This is a genomic window from Vibrio breoganii, assembly GCF_001677275.1.
Lineage (GTDB): Bacteria > Pseudomonadota > Gammaproteobacteria > Enterobacterales > Vibrionaceae > Vibrio > Vibrio breoganii.
Window position 1 is genome coordinate 810,734 of record NZ_CP016177.1, and the last position, 14,035, is coordinate 824,768.

The window sequence follows — 14,035 nt, forward strand, 5'->3', positions numbered from 1 at the left end:
TGTGGAGTAAGCGACAACGATTACAGCAATATTGATCGAGTGTCGTCTATTGACCCTGTTTTTTATTCCCATAGATACTATTAGTAATGATTATCAATGTGAATGTATTTATCATTAAAGTGGTACTAGAATTAAGGGGCGCTCACAGCTTTAACTGAGTTTAAGGAGGGCGTTCAAATGAACCTAAAAACTGGCTTTATTGCAACATGTATAGTGGCGTTTTCACCCGCAGTACTTGCACAACAAGAGGTGTTTAACGGTTTTATTGATGATAGCAACGCAGTTTTGATTGCAGAGAATCGAGGCGGTACCAGCAACGAAATGAGAGATCCAAAATTTCAGTCTACTACGCTCGAAGATAAAGGCATGACAGATGCTTACGAGAATAAGGAAATGGAGCAAGACATGAAGGAAATGGTGGATGACAGCGACAACCGTGAGCGAGTCCATCATAAGCGTGCCTAATTGCATGTACGATGAAACTGCTACTTGAGCCGCTTCGTTAACGAGGCGGTTTTTTTGTTTCTGAGTATCTGTGATTACAGTCGAGTTAGGTACGAAAATAGTTAACCTCCTACTAGGTTCGCAGCCAAATCTACTCTTTACCCTTTCTCTCATCCCACTTGCCGGTATTTGTGCCTGATTATACCTCTAGTTTGCTTTTTCCGTACAAGCTTTGGGTTGCGATGCCTAGATTCTTCTTTTGCTGTATCTACGCCAATTAGGCGTGCGATCAGATTTGGTTGCGAGTGATTGTGTATTGGCTCTAAGGAATATTTATTAGAGCCATTTCTTAAATCTTTATTGCCGAATTGAAAGATTTTTAGAAAAGGTAGGGTCTATTGGATTAGCTTCACTTTATGATTTTGTTGTTTACAGGTGAAGTACTCAGTAATCGTTACTGATCCTTTTTGAGAGAGTCGCGTAATTACTGTTCAGTCCCTGTTGAGGAAATGAAGATAAAAGAGAGAATGATAATCATTGGTCTTTTATTTATCATTAATGTGGTATCAAGAAGAAGGGGGCGCTCACTAATTTATTTATGTGTAATCGAGGGCGTTCAACATGAACTTTAAAACCAGTTTAATCGCAACCTGTATTATCGCTTTTTCACCTGCTGTTTTAGCGCAGCAAGATTTTTCTTTCGGCTTTGTTGATAACAGCAACTCAATCTTAATCGCCGAAAACCGAGGTGGTACCAGCAATGAGATGAGAGGACCTCAGTTCCGTTCTCACTCAATGGACGATAAGGGCATGATCGATGCTTATCAAGATAACAAGATGGACGAAGAAATGAAGAGTTCAGTAGACAGCGAAGGTTATGATCGTGACACAGTACATAACAAACGCGCTTAGTCTTTTTTTAACCATTTTGCTCTTATAAACCGCTTCATCTTTGAAGCGGTTTTTTTATGTCTAATCGTAATTTCAAGATCAATGAAAATCTCGAGAATGGGTAGATAAGGCTGACAATTTATCGCTGATATCGATTAATTGGCCGGCTATGATATGGATAACATCCCCTTCTTTTTCTATTATCCCTTTCACTTTTAGTACCTTAGCGGTCAGATAGCTTTGCTTTTGTGCTCTAGCGGTTGCCTGCCACACCACAACATTAATATTGCCCGTATCGTCTTCTAGGGTGAAAAACGTCACGCCTCCTGCTGTGCCTGGAGACTGACGACCAGTGACGACTCCCACCACTGTGACCATAGATTGGTGAGCTTGATGCGCCAGCTGGTTTTGCCGAGTAAATCGACCTAGCTTGTTTGCCTTTTCTAATAGGGTAATAGGGTGCTGAGTGAGCGACAATCCTGTCGCTGAGTAGTCTTCAATTAAGGCCTCATACTCGTTAGTCTGAAAAGAATAATCCGCAGATGTGCTCTCTTCAATCTGGCTAAACAAAGGAAGGTCGTCGGCTGAGTCCATTAATTGCCAGCGCGTCGAGTAGCGATCACCGGCAAGGCTAAATAACGCATTGGCTGAGGTGATAACATGAAGCTGCTGTCGATTCATTCCAATATTTTTGATTTGTTGAAGGTGAGTAAATCCACCCACTGGTCGCGCAGCTAGTAGTTGTTGTCTGCTAGTCACTGATAAGCCTTTTATAAGTTTTAACCCGAGTTGTATTTCACTGTGGTTATGGTTTCTTATTATTGAGTGTTCTTCGCCGGAGCGGTTAACGCACACCGGGTGAATGACGACGCCATGTCGCTTAGCATCTTGTAATAATTGAGACGCTGAGTAGAAACCCATTGGTAAACTATTAAGTAGAGCGGTATAGAACTCCGAAGGATAATAGTATTTAAGCCATGCTGAGCAGTAAGCAAGGACCGCAAAAGAGGCGGAGTGACTCTCTGGAAATCCGTACTCGCCGAAGCCACAAATCTGTTCAAATATTTTTTCAGCAAAACTGACTTCATAGCCGCGCTGGCGCATGCCCGATATGAGTTTGTCTCTAAACTTAAACAAGTCGCCATTTTTCTTCCAAGCGGCCATGGCTCGGCGCAACTTATCGGCCTCGCCACCGCTAAACCCTGCTGCGACCATGGCGAGTTTAATCACTTGTTCTTGGAAAATAGGTACACCGAGTGTTCTTGATAGCACTCCTTCGACCGCCTTAGAGGGGTAGGAGGCCGCTTCTTCTCCGTTTCTTCGTTTCAGGTAAGGGTGAACCATGTCTCCCTGTATTGGGCCTGGCCTTACAATAGCGATTTGGATGACCAGATCGTAATAACAGCGTGGCTTCAGCCTAGGTAGCATGCTCATTTGAGCTCGAGACTCAATTTGAAAGACACCTACGGTATCGGCTTTTTGTAGCATGCCATAGACATTAGGGTCGTCTTGCAATCGAGTAATATCAGCGATATTAAGTTGTCGATGATGATGTTGTTCAATCAACTGAAAACAGCGTCGAATAGCGCTTAGCATGCCCAAGGCCAGCACATCGACCTTGAGTAACCCAAGACTTTCTAAGTCATCTTTATCCCACTGTATAATGGTTCGCTCCGGCATGGCTGCATTTTCAACAGGAACCAACTCATATAAAGGGCCAGAGGAAATCACAAAGCCGCCCACGTGCTGCGATAAATGGCGTGGAAATCCGATGATTTCATCCACCAGTTGTATGAACTGCTTACCTTTTAATGATTCAGGCTTTAGTCCTAACTCATAGATCTGCGCCTGCCAGTTAAGCCCGCGGTCACGACGGTTAATGTTCTTGATAAAGAAATCGAGCTGAGTTTCATCGATACCAAGAGCCTTACCCACCTCACGGATAGCGCTTTTAAGGCGGTAGCTGATGACTGTTGCGGCTAATGCAGCACGCTCACGACCATATTTTGTATAGATATATTGAATGACCTCTTCACGGCGTTGATGCTCAAAATCAACGTCGATATCAGGCGGCTCATTACGCTCTTTACTAATAAAACGCTCAAACAGTACCGATATTTGCCTTGGGTCTACCGAGGTGATCTCTAAGCAATAACAGACCACAGAGTTAGCCGCTGAGCCTCGCCCTTGATAGAGGATCCCTTTTTGCTTGGCGAACATCACCACATCATGAATGGTTAAGAAAAAGTGTGCGTAATTAAGCTCATCAATGAGGGTAAGTTCTTTCTCTATGAGTTGTTCAACATCCTGAGATAGCCCATTAGGAAACCTCAGGCGTTTCCCCTTATTCACCAAGTGGCGAAGATGCTGAATGGGAGTGAGGGAAGCAGGGACAATCTCTGCTGGATATTGATACCCAAGACTCGCCATATCAAACTCACACAGATTTGCTATCGAGTACGCTTCATGTAGCCATTCACTCTTGAATAATTTGTGTAGCTTTGCCTTATTGCGTAAAGCACGTTCCGCATTAGTAAGTAGGTGCTCACTAATATCATCGATAGTGGAACCTAGCTTAATGGCAGTCAGTGTGTGTTGCAGGGAAAGGCGAGTCGCATTGTGCATCAGCACACCGCCACACGCCGTAATAGGCAGAGAATAACGGTGGGCTAATTGCTGACAATGCTTTAGGTACTGCTGATCATGGTTACTTAGATGTCTTTGAATGCCTAACCACAGTCGCGCACTATGGTGCTTGCTCAGCCACTGCGCCCATTCATCGTCGTATTCCTTCATCTGAGGAATCCAAATAATGAAACACTGCTTGATAGAAAGCAGATCCCACTCTGATAGCGAGTACTGACCTTTTTCACTGCGTCTGCGTGCATTGGTAATGATACGAGCCAGCTCTGAGTAGGCCTTTTGGTTTGGGCATAACAATACGATTTGGCACTCTTGATTAAACCAAAACATGCTGCCAACGATGAGCTTAATGCCTAGCTTATTCTGTTTGATCGCAGTATGCGCACGAACAACGCCTGCTAAAGAGCATTCGTCGGTGATGGCTAAAGCAGAATAACCAAGGAAATCAGCCTGCATGATCAACTCTTCAGGGTGCGACGCGCCCGTCAAAAAGGAGAAATTGCTCTGACAAAAGAGTTCTGCATATTTGAGTGTATTAATGTTCATCTTGATAGGAACTACAGTAAAGGGCTACTCAGTTAACTGAATAAGCCTTGTATGAACCATTCCTTGGTTGGGGTCCGGTATATCCATAACCAGCGTCCGCTCTGTTCTCGCGCGACAAAATAATCTCGATTGACTGAATTCCCATCCCACCACCCACTATGGATACGCTCAGGGCCTTGCACGATCTCTACCTTGCTTTCTAAAGGGAGAGGTTGAGCGTAAATAAAGCTAGGGCGAGACAACGCCGTGGGGGGGTGTGTACGTGTAGGTTTAGAAAATGGGTCGATGGAGCGAGTACTCAGTTCAGGCCTTGGGTCACAGCTAGTTTCAATCCCCTGAATGGCCTCTTTACCTAGCTTAGCTTGTAGTAGAGAGAGCAGTTCCAGTGGTGATATCTCACCGCTATGTTGGTCAAAAAGGTCACTTCTGTTGGCTGGCGTTTCGGCCATTCTTACTACCTGTAAATCAATAGCCAGTACTGGTGCATTAAGGCGTACTGACTCTAAGGAGAGTTTGGAGAGTTGTAGCCATGTCTTCACGCTATAGTCACCAATAGCAGAATAAAAGCTGACTTGTTGCTGAGACTTATCCCTTTGATAGAGAGTCAGCTGTATCTCATAGGCGACCTTATCTCTGAGCTTAAGAAAGCACTCCATTTGTTCAAGTAAGCGGGTTAAGGGTTTTTGTAGCCAGTCGGTATGCTCAATTTCATACAATAAATTCAGGTGCTGATTGAAGTGAGCGGGTGGGTGATAGAAAGCAACGGGATGCTTAAATTGCCCTAATAGACGACCCACATAATTGACCACTTGGATGTCGAAGCGACGCGCTATCTCCGTCATATTCAGCGCGGTCAGTTGCGTTAGATTATTGACTCCAATACGAGCCAGTTTCTCGATATTGGCCGAACTGAGCTCAGTGGCAATCAGGGGACGTGAAACAATGGCGCTCTCAATCTCAGTCATGTTATCGGAGACGATATTATGCTGTGTTTCCGCTAGCAGCTTTGCACCCAGAGGCGAGTAAGCTGTGGCATAGCTATAGTGAAGATGCAGCTGATCTAGATGCTGTGAGATCACCCGCCAATAACTCTCTAGGTCTCGATAAAGAGTCAGCATATTTGAGACCTTAAGTAGCAGGCCTTGATGGGTATACAGGGTGATATCCGAGGTATAGACATACAACCATTGTGCAATTTGCTGAAGTTTATCTTCCTCTATTTTCTGTTGGTATGGGAATACTTGTAAATCTGCACACAGAGATGCCGCGCTGCCTAAGCCCATGCCTAGAGTGATACCTTTTTCTATAGCGGCTTGATTAGCCTGAGTAATTTGATGTTTTTCAACAATACAGATAGCAGGGTTCTCGCTGCCATCAGCGTGATTCTTAGCCGGTGCAATCGCCTCTGAAAACAAGGTATCTAGCTGCAACCGAGGAAAGTGAATATACAGCCACAGATTCATGCTTGCTGCCTCTTGCGTGCAGGAAAAGGAATAACTTGATGCTGAGGCTTTTCAGTGCACAGTTGTGGCCAGCGTTGGCTGAGATCAACGGTAAAGGTTTGCTGGTGCCAACCACCGCGTCGCTTATTCACGCTGACCTTAACTCCGTTTTCAGTGGCCTCTAGATTGACACTAAGGGGGATGGGCAGTGAGCATCCATTATGCTGGTCGAGATTAAAGTGAATATTGAGTGCTCGACCTTTCTCTGCGGCCACCTGCAGTCTACGTGCTTGGTGCATTTCAAGTTGCGGATGCCATAAGCAGACACATGCACAGCTACCACTCTTTAAACACTGCTCAGCGGCCCACAGATTGTGCTTAGTATCTTGTATCACCAAAATATTGCTGGTGGGTATGCCCTCCTTCTCAAAGTAATGAGCGCAAGGGGAGGCGGGAGGGTTGATCAGCACGATAGTTCGGTTTTGAGCAACTGTTTGTAGCATAGGTGTCATTAGGCGCAGCTCACCAATACCGGCCTCTGATTGGATCTCCATCAGGCCAGTTTTTGGGAAACCCTCTAGGTGCTGATCCCACTCGCTGAAACAAGAAGCTTGGCTTTGTATCGAGCTTTTTTGCTCTGAACCCTGCCAAATCAACTGCTTACGTTGTAATAAATCAATGATGTTTTGCATAATAAATACCTGTATATATATACAGTATATTTAACTTTTTATTAGACGCAAGGGATAGCGTTAAGGGATCCTAAAGATCATCATGGAAAGATAACGAAACTTTGTGTGCGATTTAACTAAACTAACATCAGACGTGTATGTGAGAGATGTTATGGATAGAGCTGTGATCGCCTGCAATCGCTTTGGATTAGGGGCAAAAGAGAAGGAGCTAGAGTTAGCCCAAGCGGACCCTATTAGATGGCTTAAGAGTCAATACCAAGCTGACATTAGCCAAGAGTTTTCTATTCACCAGCCAACCGCAAATGTCATTATGGCAAGAACGGCAAGCTATCGGGAGCAGACCCAGCAAGCGAAAAAAAATCAAGCCGCAGCAGAGGAACTGCAAAAAATCAAAAAAGAAGGCGCTCAGTTTGCTAGGCAAACCTATCGTGATTATAGCGGTGACTCCTTGATGACCTCGATTAATACCAGTAATAGCGCCAAGCATAGATTACTGGAGTTTTTCTCTAATCATTTCAGTGTTTCAGTAACCAACCCCTTGATGCGAGCTTTAGCGCCAACTCTGGAGAGAGAGGCGATACTTCCACACCTTGATGGCTCTTTTGAGCAGATGCTACTTGCGGTTGAGCAACACCCAGGCATGCTTATTTACCTCAATAATGAGCGCTCGTTTGGCCCCAATTCTCGTATTGGACTTAGGCGTAAGAAGGGGATAAATGAGAACTTGGCAAGGGAGATATTGGAGCTTCATACATTAGGTGTGGATGGTGGGTATTCTCAGACCGATGTCACTGAGTTGGCGAAAGGCATCAGCGGATGGAGTGTCTCAGCTAAGAGCGATAACGGTTTTTTGTTTCGTAAATATGGTCATGAGCCCGGCAAGCGACAACTGTTGGGGAGAGCCTATTCACAACAAGGCGAAGAGCAAGGAAAACAGATGCTGCGAGATCTGGCTCGCCATCCTAATACCGCGAGACACTTGAGTTATAAACTTGCGCGCCATTATATCAACGACACGCCATCCCCTGAGCTAGTGAAGTCTCTCTCAGAGGCTTGGCTTGCAAGTAATGGTGATATTCATAAGGTGATGCAGGCGTTAGTCTCTCACCCTGAGGCGTGGCAAAGTGCGTCTAAGTTTAAGACCCCTAGAGAATACATTGTCTCTACCGCTCGAGCGGTACCCAACAGCAAATTGACTGAGCGCAGAGCCTTAGCAAGCCTTAGCCAGTTCGGTCAGATGCCCTATACATCAGGCAGTCCAAAGGGTTTTAGTGACCTAGAAATGAACTGGATGGGAGGAAGCAGTTTGCTGACTCGGGCTGATTGGGCGAACACCTATGCGAAAGAGAGCAAGGCCGATGTGAATCAGGTGATGAGTGTGGCATTTAACCAACAGCTTTCGCCTGATAATAAACAACGTATTGTGCGGGCAGAAAGTCGTCAGCAAGCGCTCACTCTATTGTTAATGAGCCCAGAATTTCAAAGGCGATAAGGGAAGTAAGGTTATGGAATCATCGTCAAGAAGAGCATTTTTAAAGGGAACGGCTGCCAGCTTATTGCTGTTTCATTCCCCTTGGGCTTTGGCAAAAAAATCAGCGCGTTCCCCTAAGGTGGTCTGGGTTGTGTTACGCGGCGCCTTAGATGGAATGCATACCGTCATTCCAAGTTTTGACCCTATGTTAGCCACTCACAGGCCTAGCCTTTCTAAGGCGGCTAAGGGATCTACACTTCAGTTAGAACAGGGGTATTTGCTGCATTCTGCATTACCCAATCTGCATCAATGGTATAAAAATAAACAGCTAACAACTGTGGTGGCCGTTGGCACAGGATACGGTTCACGCTCTCATTTCGATGGGCAAGATTACCTTGAGTGGGGAGGCGAGAATAAAGAGTCTGGCTGGCTTGCCCGAGCTCTTGAAATGCAGCACAGCTCTGCCATCGCGGTTGCACAATCAACACCACTAAGCCTTCAAGGCACAGAAAAAGTGACCTCTTGGTATCCCTCTCGTTTTAAAGGCAGTAGTGAAGATACCTATCGCTCCATTCTCTCTTTGTATGATGCTGATCCTGCCTTGCAAACAGCATTTAAGCAGGGGATTGAGCTAAAAATGACTACAACAATGGAAGGCATGGGTAAACAAAGTGGCCAGTTTGTTTCTCTTGCTCAAAGCTGTGGTCGTTTATTAAAAGGCAGCGAGGGTGCAGATTGTGGAATGCTGGAGTTGGGCGGATGGGATACACATAATAATCAAGAACCACGCTTGAAGCGGCAGTTTGCTCAGCTAGATAAAGGGCTCGTTGCATTGAAAGAGGAACTGGGTGAGGAGTGGGATGATACGTTGGTGATTATCGCTACAGAGTTTGGTCGCACGGTTAGGCAAAATGGCACTCAAGGCACAGACCATGGAACCGCAAGTGTGTTGCTGTTTGCTGGGGGAAGGCTCCCACAAGGAGGAAAAGTGCTGGGTGAATGGCCAGGGCTGAAAGAGAATCAACTTTACCAAGGGAGAGACCTAAAACCGACCTCAAACACCTTTGATTGGATTTCTCAGCACCTAGCCTATCATTGGGATACAAACGTCAACACACTCAATCGTGCAGTACGAGGAGCTTAACTGGTACGGTTATTTTGCTCTAGCAACAGTGCCTCAAACGCTTCTTTGGTAAGAGGGCGACTGTAGTAAAACCCTTGTGCAAACTCACAAGAATGGCTTTGCAGGTAATCCTTATCCCACTGCGTCTCAACGCCCTCAGCCACGACCTTAAGACCAAGTGCTTTGGCCATGGCTATGATGGCATTGACCAACTCTTGTGAGGATGGCGTCGTTTCCATATCTTGCAAAAATGAACGATCTATCTTCAGCTTGCTAAACGGGAATTTCTGCAAATAACTGAGTGCAGAATAACCGGTACCAAAGTCATCAATAGAGAGATGAGCGCCCAGTTGTTTAATTTCCTCAAACAAGCGTACTGTTTCAAGGGTGTGATTGAATAGCAGGCTTTCAGTGATCTCAATATCCAGTAAGCTTGACTCTAATCCTGAGTTACTCAACGCCGTTAGGATATTCTCCATCAAGGTGTCTTTTTGTCTAAACTGCGCCGCCGAAAAGTTGACGGCAATAGACAACGGCTGAATGCTTTGCCACTGCTTAGCCTGATGACAAGCGGTGTGCAGAGCAATTTCGCCAAGCTTATGAATAAGGCCATTCTTCTCGGCAATCGGAATAAACTCCTCAGGAGAGACAAACCCAAGTTTCTCATCATTCCAGCGCATCAGGGCTTCAGCACCTATGATTTGTTCACTGCTGAGTTCAATGATGGGTTGATAGTACATCTCTAGTTCATCTTGATTGATGGCTTGGCGTAACCTAGCGTCGATATCCAGGTTTCTCTGAACATCGGTATTCATGCTTGAGTCATAAAAACTGAAGCCATTTCGCCCTTCTTTCTTGACCCTATACATAGCGGTATCGGCATGCGCCATCAGTTCTTCAGCATTCTCACCATCTTGAGGGTAGATAGACATACCAATACTGGTAGAAACAAAAAACTCACTCGCTTCAAGTTGGAATGGGTCTTCAAAGGTTGCAAGTAATTTTGACGCTAATAACTGGGCTTGTTTTTCTGAATTTAAGTTAGGGATAACCAGCAAGAACTCATCCCCCCCAATACGAGCGACAACGTCAGTCTTGCGCACAGAATCTTTTAAGCGTTTAGCGGTCTGCATTAGAATTTGATCGCCGGCTAGGTGACCCAAGGTGTCATTGATTTGTTTGAAATTATCTAAGTCAATGAACATCACTAAAACATTCATCTCCTCGCGTCTTGCTTGAAGCAAGGCATGTCTAAGCTTCTCATCTCCAGATTTACGATTGGAAAGTCGGGTCAGCGTGTCATGGGTGGCTTGATAGGCCAGCTCTTGCTCATACATTTTACGTCGGTCGATCTCTGTCTTTAGACGCTCGTTCTGCCGAGTGAGAGCTGCTTGCTGGTTGTGTGTTTCCTCAATCTTAGTCGTAAGTATGAGGTTGGTATTATTGATGCGTAGTGAATAATAAAGCCCTAGTATGACGGGGACCGCTAGAAATGAGAGGCCGATAGTAAACCAGGTTGAAGTAATGATCTGGCTTTCAGATACAGGTTCAAACCAAGCATGCAGTCTGAATGGGGTTTGTCCGACTTCTTGGTCAAAATACAAGGTATTACCTTGTTTGAAATTAATAGGTTTTCCTTCTGCGTCAAAGGTATTCCAAATGGGAAGCATGCCTTGTTGTGTTGCGAGATCTAATTTACTACTGCTATTTTCGTATTCTTGTGTGGTTAACAGGCGAACAACCACATCTAAATTGATATCACCCACGACCACACCAACCAGTTCGCCATTGAAATAGACGTTCTGTAGCACTCGAATGATTATTTTATCGTTTTTAGCCAGCACGTCTATTTTGTGATCGGCGGTACTCAATTCATCAAAGGGAACACGACTGACATCAAAGGGGAGTCTTGGGTGTGAGTCGGCAATGACATTAGATTTAAAGCCTACCAATAGCATTCGGTCAAAGAGGGCACTGGTGTTAAGTTGGGTATCTGGCTTCGTGAGGCGGACTAGATTTCGGCGTAATTGCAACAAGCTCGACCCTAGGCCATATTCCATGGACATTCCAGAGGCAAGGTTGGCAAAAAACGTATAGGTGGTCTTGTGCTTAGCTACGCCTTTTACATCTTCGGTAGTGGCGTCAAAGAAGTAACTTAGAGATTCAGAGTAGCTCTTAACCTTTAGATTTAACTCGTTAAGCTGTGACTCTTTTAGGCGGTTCTGCCCTGCATTAGTCACGGTAATCATAAGCAATAAGTAGGCTCCTAAGAGGAACCCACCCATTAAAATTGCATTTCGGCTATTAATTCTAAGCCTCATTTTCATATATTGTTGTTCTCGTGGGACTCAAAGTAATCACTGTAAAAGTAAAATACTGATGGGTAGTACTTTTCGACCAGTTGATTATAAGTGCCATCGCGTCTGATTTCTTTCAAATAATCATTAAAGGCCTTGCGTAGATTTGGTGAGGCTTTACGAAAGCCAGCGGCCATGAACTGCTCTTCAGATACAGGACCAATAACCTTGATCTCTCCAGGCCACTTCTCTAGTGCGATTAGGGTATCAGGGACATCAAGTAAAGTATTCTCAGCATCTTCATTTAAGATAGCGGGCACCATCTCATTCAGTTTACGCGCCTTTACCGGAAGAATAACATTCGCGCCTGTGTCATAAAGATCGTATAGGTTTGGGTCTAAACAGGTTTGTTCCATCGCCAACACATCTTGCCCGTTAAGCAATTGTTTAACCTGAAGAATATCTTTATCGATGGAGCCGCTTGGGGTGATCGGCTTTAGTTTTGAATCTGAACGAGAGATCAACCAAACCGCTGATGGGAAATAGTCATCAGAAAAATCCACTAGCTCTTCTCGCCAAGGGAGAATGGTTGCGCCATTAGAAATAACATCACCGGTAATAGGAACAGTGTCACCATACTGTATCTTGTTATCTTTAAAGATGGCTTCCTTACCAGTCAGTTGACCAAATGCGGTATTCCAAGTGCTAGGAACGAATTCGTACTCTACGCCTATGTATTCAGCAAAGCCCTGAATGAGTTCGATATCGAGTCCGCGAGCAGAATAAAGCCCATCTCTATTGATGTAGCTGACGAAGTTAGCGTAAGGGATGCCAATGTGTCTAATGACACCGGCTTCTTGAACTTCTTTTAAATCATGAGCATGGCTAGATTTGATACCAAAAAGCATCGCTAAGCAGAGGCCACTGACAATACTTAAAAATCGAGTCTTTTTTATCATTATAGTCATCCTTGGTTTAAAGCATTTAGGGCTCGCCTAAGCCAAGCGAGCCCTGTTTTTCTTAAGCCATACGCTCGTATAAATGCGCCATAGCTTCTACTAGTCCTTTCACATCGTCTTCATCGTGGAATAGGTGAGTAGAGATACGTAATGCATAAGTATCAGTAGTGTCACCTAGATGCAATGGGAAGTTTGTTGTACGGATGATGTACCCGTAGTCTTCGCGAAGGCGATCACGGAACTCGGTTAGACGAGCACCACCATCACCAACATCGCCAGCTAATGGATCAAATGTAGTTAAACCACTGGACAATTCACGATTTGGTGGGCAGTAGAAAATGCCACCTGGTATTTTCTTAGCCAGCTCTTCTTTACATAACGCACTGAGGTCAAGTACGCGCTCTTCAATCTTATCACGTCCAATCTCATCCCAAAGCTTACAAGAGTCAGTAAGTGCTTGCTTAGCTGGGTAGTGATCATTACCAATGTACTGCATACGTTGAACTAGGCTCATCATTGAATATCGGTCTTCACCTAATGATGAGTTTACTAGGTAGAAAGGACGGCGATCAGATGGCCAGAAGCGCTCTAATCGTTCAGCTTCTTGGCGGATATATAAGATACCAGTAGCACCAGGGCCACATTGCCATTTATGACCAGAACCTGCGTAGAAATCACAGTCCATATCGTGTAGGTCAATGTTCATCATACCAATAGTATGCGCGGCATCAACTAGTGTTGGAATACCGTTGTCACGAGCAAGAGCACAGATCTCTTTTGCTGGTAATAGAGTCCCTGTTTTGTAGGTGATGTGTGAGAACATGATCAGTCTAATATTATCTCCATGTTTTGAAATTTCATTGGAGAAAGCTTGAACAAAATCCTCTTTAGTTAATGGAGAGTCACCTGTGTAAACCGGAATCTCGATTTCTACGACGGTAGCACCAACACGATCTGCAGCGACAAATAGTGGTGAAGTACCACCAATGTGCTCATGGTGAGTGGTGATGATCACATCACCTTCTTTAAAATCTAGGCCGCTGACTACAGAGATCATGCCATCGGTTGTGTTGCGGCTAAGAACGATTTCATTTTCATCTGCGCCAAACCCAGGAGCAATGTCGGCAACCATTTCTCCTACATAAGGCCAACTACCAAACTTGTTTTGCATATCCCACGGGTATTTTGCAACGATCTCATTATTCTCAGTAAATGTTTGCATTACGCTCTTAGGCATAGAACCAGTCGTACCTACGTTCATGTAGACACTGTCTTTAGCCAAAGTGAATTCTTTTTGAACTTGCTTCCAAAAGTTTTTATCAGAAGAGCCATTGTTGCCTGGAAAGCTTGGCTTTTGCGCCGCTGCACTTGTAGAAAAAAGAGTAGAGCCTAATCCTGCAACTGCGACACCAGCACTGCCTTTTAGAAAGTCCCTGCGATTAAACTTCGACTTGGTTTCACTCATTATTTAATTCCTTTAGTAGAGTTAGTGAAATGTGTAACAAAAAATAAACAAATCTTTTATTC

The 14,035-nt window shown here is 44.7% G+C and carries 10 protein-coding genes; 4 read left to right on the top strand and 6 right to left on the bottom strand.

Annotated features, from left to right (window positions below):
• The first annotated feature begins 177 nt into the window (after positions 1–177).
• Both A6E01_RS03830 and A6E01_RS03835 read left to right on the top strand, forming a co-directional pair.
• Positions 178–465, top strand: coding sequence for a hypothetical protein (locus A6E01_RS03830; RefSeq protein WP_017027982.1), 288 nt, complete (start codon positions 178–180; stop codon positions 463–465).
• A 600-nt stretch (positions 466–1,065) separates the two neighbouring features.
• On the top strand, positions 1,066–1,356 hold the full coding sequence (locus A6E01_RS03835) for a hypothetical protein (protein WP_017027983.1): 291 nt from the start codon (positions 1,066–1,068) through the stop codon (positions 1,354–1,356).
• A 78-nt stretch (positions 1,357–1,434) separates the two neighbouring features.
• On the opposite strand, the gene A6E01_RS03840 is transcribed toward A6E01_RS03835, so the two are convergent.
• From A6E01_RS03840 to imuA, 3 genes are read right to left on the bottom strand one after another with little or no spacing between them, the layout of a single operon-like run.
• Positions 1,435–4,524 (bottom strand): error-prone DNA polymerase, encoded by a 3,090-nt coding sequence (locus A6E01_RS03840; protein WP_065209600.1) that lies wholly within the window; start codon positions 4,522–4,524, stop codon positions 1,435–1,437.
• Between the two features lie 32 nt (positions 4,525–4,556).
• A complete protein-coding gene (locus A6E01_RS03845) occupies positions 4,557–5,987 on the bottom strand; it encodes a Y-family DNA polymerase (protein WP_017027985.1) in 1,431 nt (476 codons plus the stop codon).
• Positions 5,984–6,658 carry a translesion DNA synthesis-associated protein ImuA gene (imuA, locus tag A6E01_RS03850; protein WP_017027986.1) on the bottom strand — a complete coding sequence of 225 codons (675 nt, stop codon included), beginning with the start codon at positions 6,656–6,658 and terminating at the stop codon, positions 5,984–5,986. The genes A6E01_RS03845 and imuA overlap by 4 nt, the downstream gene beginning before the upstream one ends.
• 151 nt (positions 6,659–6,809) lie before the next feature.
• Here imuA and A6E01_RS03855 point away from each other — a divergent pair, with 151 nt between their 5' ends.
• Together A6E01_RS03855 and A6E01_RS03860 are read left to right on the top strand one after the other, a co-directional pair.
• On the top strand, positions 6,810–8,150 hold the full coding sequence (locus A6E01_RS03855) for a DUF1800 domain-containing protein (protein WP_065209601.1): 1,341 nt from the start codon (positions 6,810–6,812) through the stop codon (positions 8,148–8,150).
• Positions 8,151–8,163: 13 nt separating this feature from the next.
• Positions 8,164–9,273, top strand: coding sequence for a DUF1501 domain-containing protein (locus A6E01_RS03860; RefSeq protein ID WP_017027988.1), 1,110 nt, complete (start codon positions 8,164–8,166; stop codon positions 9,271–9,273).
• Here A6E01_RS03860 and A6E01_RS03865 read toward each other — a convergent pair.
• The 3 genes from A6E01_RS03865 to A6E01_RS03875 form a co-directional block, all read right to left on the bottom strand.
• Positions 9,270–11,537: a putative bifunctional diguanylate cyclase/phosphodiesterase gene (locus tag A6E01_RS03865; protein ID WP_082961335.1), complete on the bottom strand. Its 2,268-nt coding sequence runs from the start codon at positions 11,535–11,537 to the stop codon at positions 9,270–9,272. The genes A6E01_RS03860 and A6E01_RS03865 overlap by 4 nt on opposite strands.
• Positions 11,538–11,575: 38 nt before the next feature.
• Positions 11,576–12,508, bottom strand: coding sequence for a transporter substrate-binding domain-containing protein (locus A6E01_RS03870; RefSeq protein WP_065209603.1), 933 nt, complete (start codon positions 12,506–12,508; stop codon positions 11,576–11,578).
• A gap of 61 nt (positions 12,509–12,569) precedes the next feature.
• Positions 12,570–13,973 (bottom strand): aminotransferase class V-fold PLP-dependent enzyme, encoded by a 1,404-nt coding sequence (locus A6E01_RS03875; RefSeq protein ID WP_017027991.1) that lies wholly within the window; start codon positions 13,971–13,973, stop codon positions 12,570–12,572.
• Positions 13,974–14,035: the final 62 nt, after the last annotated feature.

Coding starts and splice junctions, on each gene's coding strand:
- A6E01_RS03830 (WP_017027982.1), top strand. CDS start 178: ATGAACCTAAAAACTGGCTTTATTGCAACATGTATAGTGGCGTTTTCA.
- A6E01_RS03835 (WP_017027983.1), top strand. CDS start 1,066: ATGAACTTTAAAACCAGTTTAATCGCAACCTGTATTATCGCTTTTTCA.
- A6E01_RS03840 (WP_065209600.1), bottom strand. CDS start 4,524: ATGAACATTAATACACTCAAATATGCAGAACTCTTTTGTCAGAGCAAT.
- A6E01_RS03845 (WP_017027985.1), bottom strand. CDS start 5,987: ATGAATCTGTGGCTGTATATTCACTTTCCTCGGTTGCAGCTAGATACC.
- imuA (WP_017027986.1), bottom strand. CDS start 6,658: ATGCAAAACATCATTGATTTATTACAACGTAAGCAGTTGATTTGGCAG.
- A6E01_RS03855 (WP_065209601.1), top strand. CDS start 6,810: ATGGATAGAGCTGTGATCGCCTGCAATCGCTTTGGATTAGGGGCAAAA.
- A6E01_RS03860 (WP_017027988.1), top strand. CDS start 8,164: ATGGAATCATCGTCAAGAAGAGCATTTTTAAAGGGAACGGCTGCCAGC.
- A6E01_RS03865 (WP_082961335.1), bottom strand. CDS start 11,537: ATGGGTGGGTTCCTCTTAGGAGCCTACTTATTGCTTATGATTACCGTG.
- A6E01_RS03870 (WP_065209603.1), bottom strand. CDS start 12,508: ATGATAAAAAAGACTCGATTTTTAAGTATTGTCAGTGGCCTCTGCTTA.
- A6E01_RS03875 (WP_017027991.1), bottom strand. CDS start 13,973: ATGAGTGAAACCAAGTCGAAGTTTAATCGCAGGGACTTTCTAAAAGGC.